Source organism: Saccharothrix sp. NPDC042600, assembly GCF_040647305.1.
In the GTDB taxonomy this organism is placed as follows: Bacteria; Actinomycetota; Actinomycetes; order Mycobacteriales; family Pseudonocardiaceae; genus Actinosynnema; species Actinosynnema mutabilis.
Genome location: NZ_JBEZBW010000062.1, coordinates 32,699 through 48,398, shown reverse-complemented (window position 1 = coordinate 48,398; position 15,700 = coordinate 32,699). Strand labels below are relative to the sequence as shown.

Annotated in this window: 14 protein-coding genes and 1 tRNA gene; 7 read left to right on the top strand and 8 right to left on the bottom strand. The window is 70.1% G+C overall.

The annotated features are described in order from the left end of the window. Positions 1 to 200 precede the first annotated feature (200 nt). The 4 genes from AB0A74_RS29105 to AB0A74_RS29090 form a co-directional block, all read right to left on the bottom strand. Positions 201 to 1,037: a spermidine synthase gene (locus tag AB0A74_RS29105; RefSeq protein ID WP_358254348.1), complete on the bottom strand. Its 837-nt coding sequence runs from the start codon at positions 1,035 to 1,037 to the stop codon at positions 201 to 203. Next, positions 1,034 to 1,447, bottom strand: coding sequence for an adenosylmethionine decarboxylase (speD, locus tag AB0A74_RS29100; RefSeq protein ID WP_343934375.1), 414 nt, complete (start codon positions 1,445 to 1,447; stop codon positions 1,034 to 1,036). The genes AB0A74_RS29105 and speD overlap by 4 nt, the downstream gene beginning before the upstream one ends. 57 nt (positions 1,448 to 1,504) lie before the next feature. After that, positions 1,505 to 2,578, bottom strand: coding sequence for a type III PLP-dependent enzyme (locus AB0A74_RS29095; RefSeq protein ID WP_358254346.1), 1,074 nt, complete (start codon positions 2,576 to 2,578; stop codon positions 1,505 to 1,507). A 188-nt stretch (positions 2,579 to 2,766) separates the two neighbouring features. Next, the gene (locus tag AB0A74_RS29090; RefSeq protein WP_358254345.1) at positions 2,767 to 3,936 is read right to left on the bottom strand and encodes a metallophosphoesterase; all 1,170 of its coding nucleotides are present in this window, start codon (positions 3,934 to 3,936) and stop codon (positions 2,767 to 2,769) included. Positions 3,937 to 4,051: 115 nt separating this feature from the next. On the opposite strand from AB0A74_RS29090, the gene AB0A74_RS29085 reads away from it, so the two are divergent. The 3 genes from AB0A74_RS29085 (at position 4,052) to pabB (ending at position 7,608) form a co-directional block, all read left to right on the top strand. Next, complete coding sequence (locus tag AB0A74_RS29085; RefSeq protein WP_358254344.1) at positions 4,052 to 4,555, top strand: SigE family RNA polymerase sigma factor; 504 nt, start codon at positions 4,052 to 4,054, stop codon at positions 4,553 to 4,555. Then, positions 4,552 to 5,496 carry a hypothetical protein gene (locus AB0A74_RS29080; RefSeq protein WP_358254342.1) on the top strand — a complete coding sequence of 315 codons (945 nt, stop codon included), beginning with the start codon at positions 4,552 to 4,554 and terminating at the stop codon, positions 5,494 to 5,496. Before AB0A74_RS29085 ends, AB0A74_RS29080 begins: the two co-directional genes overlap by 4 nt. Before the next feature lie 90 nt (positions 5,497 to 5,586). After that, the gene (gene pabB / locus AB0A74_RS29075; RefSeq protein ID WP_358254341.1) at positions 5,587 to 7,608 is read left to right on the top strand and encodes an aminodeoxychorismate synthase component I; all 2,022 of its coding nucleotides are present in this window, start codon (positions 5,587 to 5,589) and stop codon (positions 7,606 to 7,608) included. Positions 7,609 to 7,667: 59 nt separating this feature from the next. On the opposite strand, the gene AB0A74_RS29070 is transcribed toward pabB, so the two are convergent. Continuing rightward, a complete protein-coding gene (locus tag AB0A74_RS29070) occupies positions 7,668 to 8,009 on the bottom strand; it encodes an Lsr2 family protein (RefSeq protein WP_358254339.1) in 342 nt (113 codons plus the stop codon). Positions 8,010 to 8,285: 276 nt separating this feature from the next. On the opposite strand from AB0A74_RS29070, the gene AB0A74_RS29065 reads away from it, so the two are divergent. Further along, complete coding sequence (locus tag AB0A74_RS29065; protein WP_309114550.1) at positions 8,286 to 8,567, top strand: metal-sensitive transcriptional regulator; 282 nt, start codon at positions 8,286 to 8,288, stop codon at positions 8,565 to 8,567. 50 nt (positions 8,568 to 8,617) lie between these two features. Beyond that, a tRNA-Leu gene (locus AB0A74_RS29060) sits at positions 8,618 to 8,691 on the top strand. Positions 8,692 to 9,147: 456 nt separating this feature from the next. Here the strand turns inward: AB0A74_RS29060 and AB0A74_RS29055 are convergent. Beyond that, entirely contained in the window at positions 9,148 to 9,906 is a 759-nt protein-coding gene (locus AB0A74_RS29055) for an ABC transporter permease (protein ID WP_358254337.1), read from the bottom strand. Next, positions 9,903 to 10,826 carry an ATP-binding cassette domain-containing protein gene (locus AB0A74_RS29050; protein WP_358254335.1) on the bottom strand — a complete coding sequence of 308 codons (924 nt, stop codon included), beginning with the start codon at positions 10,824 to 10,826 and terminating at the stop codon, positions 9,903 to 9,905. Before AB0A74_RS29050 ends, AB0A74_RS29055 begins: the two co-directional genes overlap by 4 nt. A gap of 83 nt (positions 10,827 to 10,909) precedes the next feature. On the opposite strand from AB0A74_RS29050, the gene AB0A74_RS29045 reads away from it, so the two are divergent. Then, positions 10,910 to 11,671, top strand: a complete 762-nt coding sequence (locus AB0A74_RS29045; RefSeq protein WP_358254333.1) for a TetR/AcrR family transcriptional regulator — start codon at positions 10,910 to 10,912, stop codon at positions 11,669 to 11,671. On the opposite strand, the gene AB0A74_RS29040 is transcribed toward AB0A74_RS29045, so the two are convergent. Beyond that, complete coding sequence (locus tag AB0A74_RS29040; RefSeq protein ID WP_358254331.1) at positions 11,644 to 12,060, bottom strand: PRC-barrel domain containing protein; 417 nt, start codon at positions 12,058 to 12,060, stop codon at positions 11,644 to 11,646. The genes AB0A74_RS29045 and AB0A74_RS29040 overlap by 28 nt on opposite strands. A 201-nt stretch (positions 12,061 to 12,261) precedes the next feature. On the opposite strand from AB0A74_RS29040, the gene AB0A74_RS29035 reads away from it, so the two are divergent. Then, the gene (locus tag AB0A74_RS29035; RefSeq protein ID WP_358254329.1) at positions 12,262 to 15,699 is read left to right on the top strand and encodes a LamG domain-containing protein; all 3,438 of its coding nucleotides are present in this window, start codon (positions 12,262 to 12,264) and stop codon (positions 15,697 to 15,699) included. Position 15,700 lies beyond the last annotated feature (1 nt).

Genomic DNA, 15,700 nt, shown 5'->3' with positions numbered 1-15,700 from the left:
CCCTTCGCTCCTCTTTGCAACCGGTAAAGCGTGGTTGCAAAGAGGAGCGAAGCGCGGTTGGGCTGCGCCCAGGCCGTACGGGGAACGAACCGAGGCCCTTCCTGTGGCTGATAGCCCTTCGAAGAGCGCGCGCCTGCGGCGCTTGTGGCGGAGGGCCGCTTCTCGTTGCAGTGCAACGGGAAGCGGCCCTCTGGTTGGTGTCAGGCGTTGCGGACCTGGTACGGGGGGATCGAGTTGCCCAGCAGGGCCAGGTCGTCGATCGTCTCCGGCTGGTAGCCGCATTCCTTCAGGCGCTCGGTCATCAGCGCGGTCGGGTCGGTGACCTCGTCCGCGCGGCCGAACAGGTAGGCCCACTCGTGCTCGTCGGAGCCGTAGTACGCCACCGTCGCGAACACCTCGTTGAAGCGCTGCCACATGCGCTTCAGGGTCGTGTTGCGCCACATGGTCTGGCAGCCGGCCTGGGAGACCACCACGCCGCCCGGGGTGAGGAGGGCCTTGCACATGGCCAGGAACTCCTCGCCGTACAGGCGGTTGTGCTGGGCCTCCTCCTCGCGCTCGTCCGGCAGGTCCACCAGGACGATGTCGTAGCGCTCCGACGTCGTCCGGATGTACTCGTAGCCGTCGATGTACTGCACGCGGACCGGGCCGTCACCCTGCTCGGCCGCCGCCAGCTCCTCCAGCGTGTAGCCGTAGGGCAGGTGCTCGGCGCACAGCTTCACGGCCTCTTCGTCGATGTCGATGTGGTCGACCACCGACGCGCCCGCGGCCACCGCCATCTGGCACACCACGCCCTCGCTGGACCCGATCACCAGCACGCGGTCCACGCGGTCCGCGAGCAGGAGCGCCGGGACCATCAGCGCCTCGTGGTAGGTCAGCTGGCTGAACTCGGTGCTCTGCCGGTCGTCGTCGCAGAACAGCGACAGCCCCTGGGCGGTGCGGGCGATGACCAGGTGCTGGAACTTCGTCTGGGTGTCGACGACGACCTCGTCGACGTCCCAGATCCTGGTCAGACCGGTCGCGAGCGGTTCGCGGATCAAGACGCCTTCTCCTCACCGACCAGCGCGGGGACCTGGGTGCCCCGGCTGATCATGTCCGTGCGTGCGGAGCGGGCACCCAGCGCCTCGGCCAGGAGCTGCACCGCGAGCGCGGGCTTGGCCCGTGTGCCGCAGGTGAACACGTCCACGAACACCGCTCCGACTTCCGGATAGGTGTGGATGGACGCGTGCGACTCCGACAGCAGGGCCAGCACGGTGACCCCCTGCGGCTCGAACTGCTTGGAGACCACCTCCAACACCGTGGCATCAGCCTGGGTGAGCGCCTCGCCGAGGGCGTGTCGCAGGAACTGCTCGTCGTCGAGCAGCTCCGGGCTCACACCGTCCAACTCGGCCAGCACGTGCTGTCCTGCGAACAAGCCAACCGGCTCGGATTCGCACGGGAGTCCGGACATCAATCACTCCAAACATCTTCAGGAGGGGGTAAAGCTTCGAACAAACCGTGAGCGCGCTCACCGCACGCAGTACGTGGCCAACGGCTCGAAGCCGTTGAACGCCACCGAGGAGTAGCTCGCCGTGTAGGCGCCGGCGCACAGCAGGTCGACGTGGTCGCCCGCCCGCAGTTCCAGGGGTAGCTCGTAGCAGGTGTTCTGGTACAGCACGTCGTCCGCGTCACACGTCGGACCGGCGATCACCACGGGGCCGCGGGGGCCCTCGTCCAGGGAAACACCCTCGCGGCTGGTTCGCAACGGGTAGGCGATCGCTTCGCCCTCCGTCTCGGCCAGACCGCCGTAGCGCCCGATGTCCAGGAACACCCAACGCCGTTCGTCCGAATAGGACTTGTGCGCCACCAGCACCACTTCGGAGCGCAGCACACCGGACTCGGCGACCACCGCGCGACCGGGCTCGACCATCACCTTCGGCGCGAACTCCCCGAAGTGCCGGGCGATCGAGGCCTTGATGCCGGCGGCGTAGTCGGCCAGCGGCGGCAACGGGTCCAGGTAGCCCGCGGGCAGGCCGCCGCCCAGGTTCACCGTGCTCAGCTCGACGCCCTCGGCCCGCAGCTTCGCGGTGATCTCGGCGGCGTCGGCGATCGCGCCGTCCCAGCCGTCGGTGGCCAGCTGCTGCGACCCCGCGTGGAACGCCACGCCCAGCGGCACCAGGCCCAGTTCCCCGGCCAGGCGCAGGAGATCCGTCGCCATCTCGGGCGAACAGCCGAACTTCTTCCCGAACGGGTACGTCGAGCCCCGGCTGTCCACCTGGATGCGCAGCATCACCTGCGAGCCGGGGGCGTGCTCGGCCAGGGCCCGCACGTCCTGCTCGCTGTCGGAGACGAAGATCCGCACGCCGCGCGAGTACGCGTAGGCGATGTCCCGGGCCTTCTTGATGGGGTTGCTGTAGGAGATCGTCCCCGGCGCGGCCCCGCGGGCCAGGCACAGGTCGATCTCGTTGGGGCTGGCGACGTCGAAGCTGCACCCCTCCGCCGCGAGCAGCTCGACCACCTCGGGCGTCGGGTTCGCCTTGACGGCGTAGAAGACGCCCACCCCGGGCAGGGCGTCGCGGATCGCGGTGAAGCGGTCGCGCACCGTGGGGAGGTCGATGACCAGGCAGGGCGTGCCGGGTTGCTCATGGTCCAGGAAACGACGAATACGAGCTGTTGCCTCGTGATCAAGCCGTTGGCCGGCAAAGCTCGTCTTCATCTCGCTAGGGGTCCCCCTCCGCAACCGCATGTTGGCACGGCCGTCCACTCTAAGCGGTTTCGGTGAAGATCGCCCTATCGGGACGCGAAGTTGTGATGCAGCTCCACCAACGAGATGTCCGGCGGAGCGCCCACGCGGACCGGCGGACCCCAGAAACCGGCGCCGTTGGTGGTGTAGACCTGCACCCCGTCCACGACCTCCAGACCACTGCGGACGGGCTGCTGGAGGCCCACGGCGAGGTGGAACGGGAACATCTGGCCGCCGTGCGTGTGACCGGACAGTTGGAGGTCCACGCCGTGCTTGGCGGCCTCGCGCGCCTGCACCGGCTGGTGCGCCAGGAGGACCACCGGGTTGGCCGGGTCGCGCCCGTCCAGCGCCCGCGCGAAGTCCGGGCCGTCCTGGAAGCTCGCGCCGGTCACGTCGTTCACCCCGGCCAGCTCGAACGACGCGCCCGCCCGCTCGACGTGCACCCGCTCGTTGCGCAGCGGGTGCACGCCCAACCGGTCCAGCTCGGCCAGCCACGGTTCGAAGCCGGAGTAGTACTCGTGGTTGCCGGTGACGAAGTAAGCGCCGTGCGTGCTCACGAGGTCACGCAGCGGCGCCGCCGCCTCGCCGAGCTGCTCGACGGTGCCGTCCACGAGGTCGCCGACGATGGCCACCAGGTCGGGCTGCTGCTCGTTGATCATGCGCACGATCCGCTCGGTGTGGGCGCGGCCGAGCAGCGGGCCGAGGTGGATGTCGCTGACGACGGCGATGCGGTAACCCGAAAGCCGCCGGTCCAACTTCGTCAGGTGCACCGGGATCGTCTTGACGCGCGGGTCGCCGAGGGCCTGGGTCGCGCCGTAGCCGACGATGCCGGCGGTCGCGACTCCGCCGACAACGGCCAGTGACCGGGCGATGAACAGGCGGCGATCGGGGTCGGCGGGTTCGGGCGGGTCCGAGGGGCCCGCGCCGACCGCGGCCGGTACCTCGCGGCGGGTGCGGTTGAGGAGCAGGCGAGGGATTTCCAGGACACCGAACACCACGGACAGGTAGAACACGCACGCCAGCCAGATGTACCCCGGCCACGACAGGACCGGCGTCTCGGCCACCAGCCCGGCGACCATCAGGGCGAACAGGCCCACGATCGCGGCGGTCCCGATCCGCCGGGCGCGACCGGGCCGGGTCGTGACCCGAACGGCCCGCCGCCACACGTAGTAGTGGGCGGCCCCCATCACGACCGTGAACAGCAACAAGAACAACAACGCCCGGCCTCCCGAAGTCTCTGCCGACCAGTCTCCACGAATCTCGGGAACGGCATGCAACCCACCGGAGGCCCGGGAGCGTGACTAACCCGGTACCGGGGGACGGGGAGGACAGATGGGTGATCGGGACACCGCGTTCGCGGAGTACTTCGCGGCGCGGTCCGAGGCCATGCGCGGCACGGCGTACCTGCTGTGCGGCGACTGGCATCGCGCCGAGGACCTGGTTCAAGCCACTTTCACGAAGCTCTACGTCGCGTGGAAGCGGATCAACCGGCACGAAGCACTCGACGCCTACACCAGGCAGACGCTGGTCCGGACGTTCGTGTCCGACCTGCGCCGCGGCTGGTTCCGCAAGGAGCGCGTGAGCGAGACGACGCCGGAGACCGCGAGCGTCGGTCGCGGGTCCGCGGAGGACCGGTTGGTGCTGCTCGCGGCACTGGCGAAGGTCCCGCCGCGGCAGCGCGCCGTCCTCGTCCTCAGGTACTGGGAGGACCTGTCGGTCGAGGAGACCGCCAGGGCACTGAGCTGTTCCGAGGGAACGGTGAAAAGCCAGGCCGCGCGGGGGCTGCAGACGCTGCGCGGCCTGATCACCCCGCAGCAGGGAGAAAAGGTGCGATGAACGAGCACGAGCTGAAGAGCGCGTTGCAGGACGCGATGGTGGCGAGCAGCCCGCCGCCTCCGATGAGCGCCGAGGGCGCGGTGGCGGCCGGTCGGGCGGCCCAGCGCCGGCGCAAGACCGCGTGGGCGGGCGGTGTGGCCGGGCTGGCCGTGGTGGCGATCGCCGTGGGCGCGGTGCTGGTGCCGCAGCTCACCGGCGGCGGCACGACCGAGGTCGGCGGCACGCCGCTGACCACCGGGGCGCCCCCGCCGTCGGTGACGCCGGTGTCGCCGACCGGACCCCCGCCCACCAGCGGCTCGATCGACCCCTCGTCGACCAAGACGTCGTGGCCCGACGGACAGACCGACCGCACGGCCCACTCCGGTCCGCGCGCCGACAAGTCCGTCCAGGCGCTCAACGACCTGGGCGCGTCCCTGCCGCCGACCTACGAGGCGGTGGACAAGCAGCCGTTGACGCCGGGCGACACGCCGGAGACCTGGTACGGCCCGATGCGCTACACCCAGTCGCAGTTCGACGACTACTACGACGGCGACAGGCAGGTCTGGGAATACATGGGCACCAGCCCGGTCACCCAGAAGGGGAGCTCCGGCGTCGGCAAGGTGTGGATCATGGTCCTCACCAAGGGCAACCGGTTCGCGAACGTCTCGTCGCCGTGCGAGGCGAAGCGGGCGGTGTGGCCGATCAGCCGCGGCGACTGCCGGGTGGTCGACGTCGACGGCAAGCAGGTCGGCCACCTGAGCGCCGGACCCTCCGGCGACGACCCGTCCAACATCAACGGCATGGACGAGGCCGCCATCTACCAGCACGACGACAGCACCCTGGTCGTGATCGCGCAGGCCAGGGAGTTCCGCCGGTCGGGGCACCCGGCGCTGGCCGAACTGCCGTTCACCGGCGACCAGCTCGCGAAGCTGGTGACCGACGAGAAGTTCCACCTGGACTGAGTCGGGGAAGGACCCGGGGGGCCGGTGTCGTGACCGGCCCCTCAGGGGTACTCCATCCGGGTGTTCGGGCAGGTACCGTTCCGGTCTGTCATGCGGACGCTGCTCATCGACAACTACGACTCGTTCACCTTCAACCTGTTCCAGTACCTGGCTCGGGTGAACGGGCGGGAGCCGGTCGTCATCACCAACGACGACCCGGGCTTCCGGCTGTCCGACCTGCGCCGGTTCGACAACGTGGTGATCTCACCCGGGCCCGGGCGTCCGCAGAACCGGGCCGACTTCGGCCTGTGCCGCTCGGTGATCGAGCACGGCGACCTGCCGCTGCTGGGCGTGTGCCTGGGCCACCAGGGGCTGTGCCTGGCCGAGGGCGCCTCGGTGGGGCTGGTGACGCCCCGGCACGGGGTCGTGGACCAGGTCCGCCACACCGGGGTGGACGTCTTCGCCGGGCTGCCGTCGCCGTTGGACGTGGTCCGCTACCACTCGCTGGCCGTCACCGACCTGCCGCCGGCGCTGGAGCCGATCGCCTGGTCGGCCACCGAGGACGTGCTGATGGGCGTGCGGCACCGGTCCCGGCCGATGTGGGGCGTGCAGTTCCACCCCGAGTCCATCTGCACCGAGCACGGCCACGACCTGTTGGCCAACTTCCGCGACCTGACCGGCGGCTTCTCCGCGGCCACGCCCGAGCCGCCGCCCGTGGCGGGTCCCGCGCCCGTGACGCACGAGGTGCTGGTGCGGCGGTTGGACGTCCACCCCGACCCCGAAGCGGTCTTCCAGGCCCTGCACGGCGCCGCCCAGGACGCGTTCTGGCTGGACAGCAGCCTGCCGGGGGAGCGGGGCCGGTTCTCGGTCATGGGGGACGCGAGCGGGCCGCTGGCGCGCGTGGCGACCTACGACGTGTGGACCGGCCGGGTGCGGGTGGGCGAGGAGGAGTTCGCCGGGCCGTTCCTGTCGTGGCTGGAGGCCGACCTGGCCGCGTGGCGGGTGGCACCGCCCGAAGTGCCGTTCGACTTCGCCCTGGGCTGGGTCGGGTACCTCGGCTACGAGTTGAAGGCCGAGTGCGGTGGTGAAGCGGCCCACCGTTCGGAGCAGCCGGATGCGGCGTTCGTGTTCGCCGACCGGGCCGTCGTGTTCGACCACGTCGAGCGCCACGTGTACCTGCTGACGCTGTCCGACGACGGGTGGCTGGAACGCACGGCGGAGTCGCTGACCGACTTCACCGCGCCCGCCGCGCCCCCGCCGGCGCCGGCCCGCGCGGAATCCGTCCAGCTCAGGCACAACCGGGCGCACTACCTGAAGCTGGTCGACGCCTGCCAGGAGGCCATCACGGCGGGCGAGACCTACGAGGTGTGCCTGACGAACATGGTGACCTGGCGGGGCGCGGTGGACCCGTGGGACGCCTACCGGTTCCTGCGCGCGGAAAGCCCCGCGCCGTTCGGGGCGTTGCTCCGTTTCGGTGCGCTCTCCGTGCTCAGCACTTCACCCGAGCGGTTCATCCGGGTGGACCGTCGGGGTGTCGTGGAATCCGAACCAATCAAGGGCACCCGGCCGCGCGGCGCGACGCCCGAGCAGGACGAAGCTTTGCGCACAGCCTTGGCGACCAGCCCGAAGGACCGCGCCGAGAACCTGATGATCGTGGACTTGGTGCGCAATGATCTGGGCCATTGCGCGGAAGTCGGCAGCGTCGAGGTGCCCCGGATCTTCGCGGTGGAGACCTACGCGACGGTGCACCAGCTCGTCAGCACCGTTCGGGCGACACTTCGGCCGGGCAGTTCGGCGGTCGCGGCGGTTAGGGCGGCGTTCCCCGGCGGGTCCATGACGGGTGCGCCCAAGATCCGGACAATGCAGATCATCGACGGGCTGGAAGCCGGCCCGAGGGGTGTCTACTCGGGTGCGCTGGGTTACTTCTCACTGACCGGAACGGCCGACTTCAGCATCGTCATCAGGACGCTGGTGGTGGACCGGGACAAGGTGAGTTTCGGGGTGGGCGGGGCGGTCATCGCCCTGTCCGACCCGGCGGAGGAATTCGAGGAGACGGCGGTGAAGGCGACCGCGCTCCTGCGCCTGCTGGGCACGGCCTTTCCCGGCCGCGCGAATCGTTCAGAGGTACCCTGACCTGGGTCTTCCCCCGCGGCCGGGCATGGCCGCGACCGCGGGGGAAACGACACCCGGGTTCAGGACGCGTGCGCTTCCTGGAACTGCACGACCAGGCCCTGGGGAATCCGGCCGCGGTCCGAGATCTGGTGGCCCTGCGCCCGCGCCCAGTCCCGAATGGCCTGGGCCTGGGCCTTGTCACCAGCCTTTACCGTGCTCTTGCCGCTGCCCTTGCGCTGCTTGCGGCCACCCGCGCGGCGCGCCTTGGCGACGAAGTCGGCCAGGGACTCGCGGAGCTTGTCCGCATTCTCCTTGGACAGGTCGATGGAGTACTCCACACCGTCCAGCGCGAAGGTCACGGTCTCGGCGGCTTCGCTGCCGTCGAGGTCGTCGATGAGTTGGACGACGGTCTGCTGTGCCACTGTTCCTCCGTGTGTGCTCGCATAGCGCGTGATGCCGTCGACTCCTATCTGCGCCACACGCTCCGATCGACACCATAGTGCACGGAAGGAATATCGCCTAACCTTTCGTCCCGAAAATGTGACTGATGCCCCCGGACGGGTCATTTCGGGCCGTTAACCGCCACCCCCGAAATGTGAGGCCACCCTTCGGAGCCCCGCGTGGTGCCCGTCACACCCGGTCGAGTGGCCTATCCTGGAGCGCAGGGGTACCCGCCCAGGGTAGGGAGGCCGGGAGCGATGCACGGTTACACAGCGGACAAGGACGCCTTCCTCAAGCGCCTGCGCCGCATCGAGGGCCAGGTCCGCGGTCTCCAGCGGATGGTCGAGAACGACGAGTACTGCATCGACGTGCTCACCCAGATCTCGGCGGCGACCAAGGCCCTCCAGGCGGTCTCCCTGGGCCTGCTGGACGAGCACTTGAAGCACTGCGTGGCCCAGGCGGTGGCCGAGGGCGGCGACGTGGCCGACGAGAAGCTGGCCGAGGCGACGGCGGCCATCACCCGCCTGGTCCGTTCGTGAACCCTGCGGGCAGCCCGTCGGACCTGATCCAGTAGAGTGCACAGGCGTCAGCCCCCGTAGCCCAATCGGCAGAGGCAGCGGACTCAAAATCCGTCCAGTGTGCGTTCGAGTCGCACCGGGGGCACACTCCAAGACCAGCACGGATCAGCCCCTGACCAACGTTTGTGTGGTCAGGGGCTGATCTTGTCCTGTCCGGCCGTCACCCGGCGTCTACGGCTGTTCGTGCCGAATGCGTGCCGAACCTCTTGGGCCTCGGTCGTCGTCGCCGTGGCCGGCCATTCGGCGACCCGCCGTGGTGGAAGCCCGGTGTCGAGCCATGTGCTCACAGCCGCTTCGTCCCGGGTCGCGTTTGGAATGAGCGCGTCCTGCTTGCGGCGGTTCACGGTCTCGCCGCGACGTTGTCGTGAACCGGATGCGGCCGTTCGTCGCGAAGTCCGGCAGTGGACGAACTCGACGGCGGCCTGGGGGTGGTTCCCTTTCGCCCGCTTGTCCGGAAGCGCGAGTTTCTCCCTCGCGCAGCAACGTCGCGGGCATCAAGCCCTACCGCGGCAACGCTCAACTCCACGAACGTCCACATCGCTCAGTCCGCGGTCCGCCGGCGGTAGAGCAGCGTCGCCAGGAGGAACGAGCCGACGAGGAGCCCGCACGACCACGCCAGCGCGAGCGTCGCGTTCGGCCCGATCGGCGTCCCGGTCAGCAACCCGCGCACGGTCTCGGTGAGCGGCGTGATCGGCTGGTGCTCGCTGATCACCCGCAGGACCCCCGGCATCGTCCCCGGCGGCACGAAGGCGCTGCTCAGGTAGGGCAGGAACAGCATGAAGAAACTCAACGCGCTCGCCGACTCGACCGACTTCGCGACCACCCCCAGCGCCGCCGCCAGCCACGACAGCGCCAGCACGTAGAGCAGCACCAAGCCGGCGGCGGCCAACCACTCCACGACGCCCGCGGACGGGCGGAAGCCGAACAGGACGGCCGCCACCACGACGATGGTGGTGGACAAGGCGTTGCGGGTGGCGCTGGCGACCACGTGCCCGGTCAGCAACGCGAAGCTGTTGACCGGCATGGACCGCAGCCGGTCGACCACGCCGTTGGACATGTCGTCGGCGACGGACATCGCGGTGGACGCCGCGCCGTACCCCGTGCAGAGCAGGATGATCCCGGGCACGACGTAGTTCACGTAGGCGGTGCCGGTGTTGATCGCGCCGCCGAAGACGAAGACGAACAGCGTCATCATCAACAGCGGCAACAGGATCGACATGATCAGCGTCTCGACGTTGCGGCGGCTCAGGCGGATGCTGCGGCCGATCAACGTCATCGAGTCGGCGAGGGCGTGGCTCATGCCGGGACTCCCTGCGGTGCCGTGAGGGCGAGGAACACGTCGTCGAGGGTCGGGCGGTGCGACGACACGCGGGTCACGGGGACGCCGGCCGCGCGCAGGTCGTCCAGCAGGCGGTGGAGGTGGGCGGCGGAGCCGTCGGACGGGACGCTGAGCACCAGCCGGTCCGGGTCCGGGAAGCCGTCGACCCGGGCGGTCGCGGCGCCCAGGTCGGCCGCGGTGGCGAAGGAGAGGTCCACGCGGTCGCCGCCGACCTGGGCCTTGAGCGCGTCGGCCGTGCCCTCGGCGGCGACCTTCCCCTTGTGCAGCACGACGATCCGGTCCGCGAGCCGGTCCGCCTCCTCCAGGTACTGGGTGGTGAGGAAGATCGTCGTGCCGGTGTGGACGAGGTCGCGGATGGCGTCCCACATCGTCGCTCGGCTGGCCGGGTCGAGGCCGGTCGTCGGCTCGTCCAGGAAGATCACCTCGGGGCGGGCGACGAGGCTCATCGCGAGGTCCAGGCGGCGGCGCATGCCGCCCGAATACGTCCGCACCCGCCGGTCCGCGGCCCCGACGAGGTCGAACCGCTCCAGCAGTTCGCCGGCCCGGCGACGCGCGCCGGCCCGGCCCAGGTGTCGCAGCCGGCCGATCATGGCGAGGTTCTCCCGGCCGGTCTGCTCGGCGTCCACCGCCGCGGACTGGCCGGTCAGGCTGATCGCGGCGCGCACCCGCGCCGGGTCGCGCACGACGTCGTGCCCGGCGACGCGGGCCCGGCCGCCGTCGGGGCGGGACAGCGTGGTGAGGACGCGGATGGTCGTCGTCTTGCCCGCGCCGTTGGGCCCGAGCAGGGCGAAGACCGTCCCCGCCGCCACGCGCAGGTCCAATCCGTCCAGGACGACGGTCGGCCCGTACCTCTTCCGCAGGTCAACGACTTCCACGATCATGGGGACCTCCTTATTGCGTACGTCATACGCGAATTAGCGTAACTCATACGCAATTGCGGGCGGAAGCCTTAGACTCGACGCCGATGACCGAGATGCCCGCCGACATCGCGCTGCTGTGGGGCCTTCGCGAGGCGCCCCGCCGAGGACGTCGGCCGACCCTGACCGCGGCGGACGTCACCCGGGCCGCCATCGCCGTGGCCGACGCCGAAGGGCTCGCCGCGGTGTCGATGGCGCGCGTGGCGGCGGAACTCGGCAACTCCACGATGGCGCTCTACCGGTACGTCAAGAGCAAGGACGAGCTGCTCACGCTGATGTCCGACGCGGCGTTGGACGACCCGCCCGAGCTGCCCGCCGACGGCGACTGGCGCTCCGGCATCACGTTGCTGGCCCTGGGCATGCTGGACGTCCTGCGCCGCCACCCGTGGTACGTGCAACTGCCGGTCAGCGGCCCACCCGCGGGCCCGCGCAACCTCCAGTGGTTCGACCGCCTCCTGACCGCCCTGGCCGACACCCCGCTGGACGAGGGCGAGCAGGTCGGCGTGGTGATGGGCCTGCTCACCTTCGTCCACGGCGAGATGCGGCTGCGCACCGAACTGGCGGCGGGCTACCGCGACAACCCGGAGTCCTTCGGCCGCGCCTACGCGGCGGCCCTGCGGCGGGTGGTGGACCCGCGCTCGATGCCGGCGCTGCGGAGGATCGTCGACGCCGGCGTGTTCGACCTGGACACCCTGTACGACGAACCCGACCTGGACGCCGAGTTCAAGGCCACCCTCGACCGCTACCTGGACGGCGTGGCCGCGCACATGGAGCGGCGTGGTCAGAGCATGGGCGGCAACAGCCGGTAGGACTCGGTGTAGTAGTCGCCGGTGCGCCGGCGGTGGTCGTCGGGGTCGGCGTCCGGGTCGTACTCGGGCGCGTTCTTGATCTGCTCCTTGGTGCGATCGACGTAGACCTTGCGCTCCTCGTGGTCCACGCGATGCACCGTCCCGACCGGCAGCACCACCTTGCGCCCGAAGATCCACGGCCCGGTGTCCACCATCAGGCAGTCGGCGGGAACGAGGGCGTTGTCCTCGTCCACCTTGCCGATACCGCCGTCGGTGGCCTCGACCTCGTACCCGATCAACCCGGTGTCCGGCCGCGGCTCACCACTGCCCTCCCCGGTGTCCCGGTCCTCACGCTCGGCCAACCAGGTCGGATCACGCCACACGAACGGGACGAACGGAAACGGTTGCATGTCAACCTCCCAGATCGCTACCACCTCCGGATTACCCGCGATCAAGGGCCGGAACACCCGCCCGCGCCCCGCGGCAGTGACTCACGGTGATTGCCCCGTTCGGTCGCTGTGAGATCAAGCAGATGCCAGTCATAGTCCTCTTCGGGGTCGGGAACCTCGTATCGATCGGGCCGCGTTCGGTCGGCCTTGGGGGGCTAGTACATGAGATCGCGCGTTGTCGCGCGGGGCTTTGCCCTGCGCGCGTTCGTTGCTGCGCTTTTCGTCGGCGGAGCCGTCGTCGCGCCCGGTGTGGCGCCGGACGTGGCGCGGGCCGCGCCCGTGGTTCCGGACTCGGCGCCCGACGAGGCGTCCGCCGCCGGGCTCGCCAGGCAGGCCGGCAAGCCGGTCCGGGTGGATTCCGCCACCACGGAGACCGAGGAGCTCACGGCCAACCCCGACGGGACGATGACCCACACCCAGCACGCCCAGCCGGTGCGGGTGAAGCGGAACGGTGGCTGGGTCGCCGTCGACCTCACGGTGGAACGGCGGCCGGACGGCTCCTACGCGCCGAAGGCCGCCCCGGTGGAGACCGTGTTCTCCGCCGGCGGAACGGGGTCGAGCGGCACGCCGCTGGCCAAGATCGTGCGCGGAGAGCAAGAGGTCGGGCTGGGGTGGCACCGCGACCTGCCCACGCCCACGGCGGACGGCTCCACGCTGACCTACCCGAACGTGTTGCCCGACGTGGACCTCAAGGTGGAGGCCGGTCTGCGGGGCTTCACCCAGGTCCTGGTGGTGAAGACGCGGGAAGCGGCGCGGAACCCGGAGTTGGCCGACATCGCGTTCCGGCCCCACGCGAAGAACGTCACGGTGTCGAGCCCGGAGTCGGAGCCCGGCCGGCTCGTCGGGGCGAGTGCCGAGGGCTCGCCGGTGTTCAGGGGCGACGCCTCGCGGATGTGGGACTCGTCGGGCGAGACGGACGCCAACCACACCAGCGGTCCGGCGCCGGGTGACCGGCAGGCGGAGATGGCCGTCGACATCCGGCCGGACGCGATCTCGATCAAGCCCGACCAGCGGTTCCTGCACGACCCGGCCACCACCTACCCGGTCGTCATCGATCCCTCGTACGACTGCGACACGTGCTGGAAGGCGCACCACGTGGTGGTGATGGACCAATGGCCGGAGGCGCGGAACTACGACCAGACCGCCGGCAAACTGGGCGACCTCAAGGCGGGGTTCATCAACGCCGCCGAACTCGAATCGCAGAACAACGGCGTCGTCCGGTCGTACGTGCAGATGAACACCGCGCAGATGATCGGCAAGCAGATCCACGAAGCGACGCTGGGCGTGAACGTCATCCACACCTACTCGTGCGCGCCCACGGCGACGGAGGTCGGACTCACCGAGTGGTTCGGCCCGGAGGCCAGGTGGAACTACCAGCCGGGCTGGGTCTACACGTTGGGCGAGATCGACCGGCGCAACAACGTCAGGTTCTGCCCGGAAGCGAGCGGCGCGGAGGTGGTGGTCACCCGGGCGGTGAGCGACGCCTCGTACTACGGGTGGGCGCTCACCACGTTCGGGTTCCGGGCGAAGGACGAGTCCGACCTCAACGACTCGTGGCGGAAGTTCGACCTCAACCCCTACCTCCAGGTCAGGTACAACAGCTACCCGAACGTGCCCACCGACCTCGGCATGGAGGCGTGGGGGCCGGGCCCGACCGACCACCTGCCGTGCGGCACCGGGGAGAACCGCGCGTACGTCGCCACCACCACCCCCAGGTTGCGGGCGAAGGTGTCCGACCCGGACAAGGGGAACCTGACCGACACGGGCTTCCAGCTGGAGCGCGGGCCGGCGTCCGGTCAACAAGACGACTTGGTCGAGCTGATCGAGAACGACGTGCCGTCCGGGTCCTTCGCCGAGGTCGAGGTGCCCCCGAACACGTTGGCCGAGAACGCGGTCTACCACTGGTCGGTCTACACCGGGGACGGCAGCGTCAGATCGGGCCGATCGGGTGACTGCGAGTTCGCGGTGGACACGATCCCGCCGGCCACCCCCGTCGTGTCCTCAGTGGACTACCCGACGACCGGGTTCAACGGATCGGTCGGCAAGACGGGCATGTTCACCTTCAGGATCCCACTCGGGCACGACTTCAGCCCGGACGTGGCGCGCTACGGCTGGTCGCTCAACGACGACACCGCCGCCGCCAACTTCGTGGCCGCGACCAGCCCGAACGGCACGGTCACGGTGCCGGTCACCCCGGACCGCGAAGGCGTCAACGTCCTCCATGTGGCGGCGTACGACAGGGCGAGGAACCGCTCCGCCACGATCGCGTCGTACACGTTCAAGGTCTCCCCGCCGACCGGTCCCGTGGGCGAGTGGAAGCTCAACCAGCTCACCGGCACCGTCGCACCCGACACCAGCGGGCGGAACAACCCGTTGACGCTGAGTGGTGGTGCGGTGTTCAGCGCCGGGTACGCCGACTTCGGGTTCAAGGGCAACGGCACGACCGCCGTCGCCGCGACCTCCACCGCGGTGGTGGACACGGCGAAGTCCTTCTCGGTCGGCGCGTGGGTCAAGCTGGACAACACCACCGGCGCCTACACCGTGGCGGGCCAGGACAACGCTTCGCTCAGCCCGTTCTACCTCCAGCACGCCGAGGGGCGCTGGACGATGACCGTGGCCAGGTCCGACGGGCAGGGGTACGTCCGAGCGGTCTCGACGTCGCCCTCGCAAGCCGGCGTGTGGACCCACGTCCTGGGTGTCTACAAACCGGACCGGGCGACCGCGATCCTCTACGTGGACGGCAGGTACCAGGGGGAGACCACACAACCGCTGTGGACCGTCACCGGCAGCTTCGTGATCGGCGCGGCGCGGTGGGCGGGAGCGCGCACCAACCACCTGCCCGGTGTGATCGACCACGTCCGGGTGTGGGACCGGGCGCTGGGTGACCGGGAAGCGGCGACCGAGGCGAACCTCGTGGTGCCGCGCGCCCGCTACCAGCTCGACGAGCGGACCGGCACGACCGCCCGGGACGAGGTGGCCGGCGCGACGGCGACGCGCTCCGGGGGCACGGCGTGGGGCGGTTCGCCGGACACGACCTCGCCCGGCGAGGAGAAGTGGCTCACCTACGACACATCGGGTACGGGCAACGTGGCTGTGCCCCGTCCGGCGATCCTGCGCACCGACCGGTCGTTCTCGGTGACCGCTTGGGTGCACAACACCGGATCCGCCACGGACCGGCGGACCGCGGTGAGCGTGGACCAGACCACGTTCACACCGTTCAGCCTGGGTGCCTCCAATGGCCGCTGGAAGTTCAGCATGTACCGGCCGGGGCTCGGCACCACGTCGCTCTGGGAAGCCATGTCCGACCACCCGGCCGTCACCGGGGAATGGGTGCACCTGGCCGCGACGTATGACGCCGCCGAGCGGCGGATGTCGCTGTACGTCAACGGTGTTCGGCAGTCGACGTTCGCCTTCACCGGACCGGACGGCACCAACGTCTCCGGGACCGACTCGACCGCTCCGCTGTCGATCGGCCGCGAGACCTCCGGGACCACCGGGTCGGCGGTCTGGCGCGGTGACATCGACGACGTCCGGATCTTCTCCGGTGTCCTCGACGCGACTGCGGTCCGCGACATCGCTCTCACCACGCAGCACTTCTGAC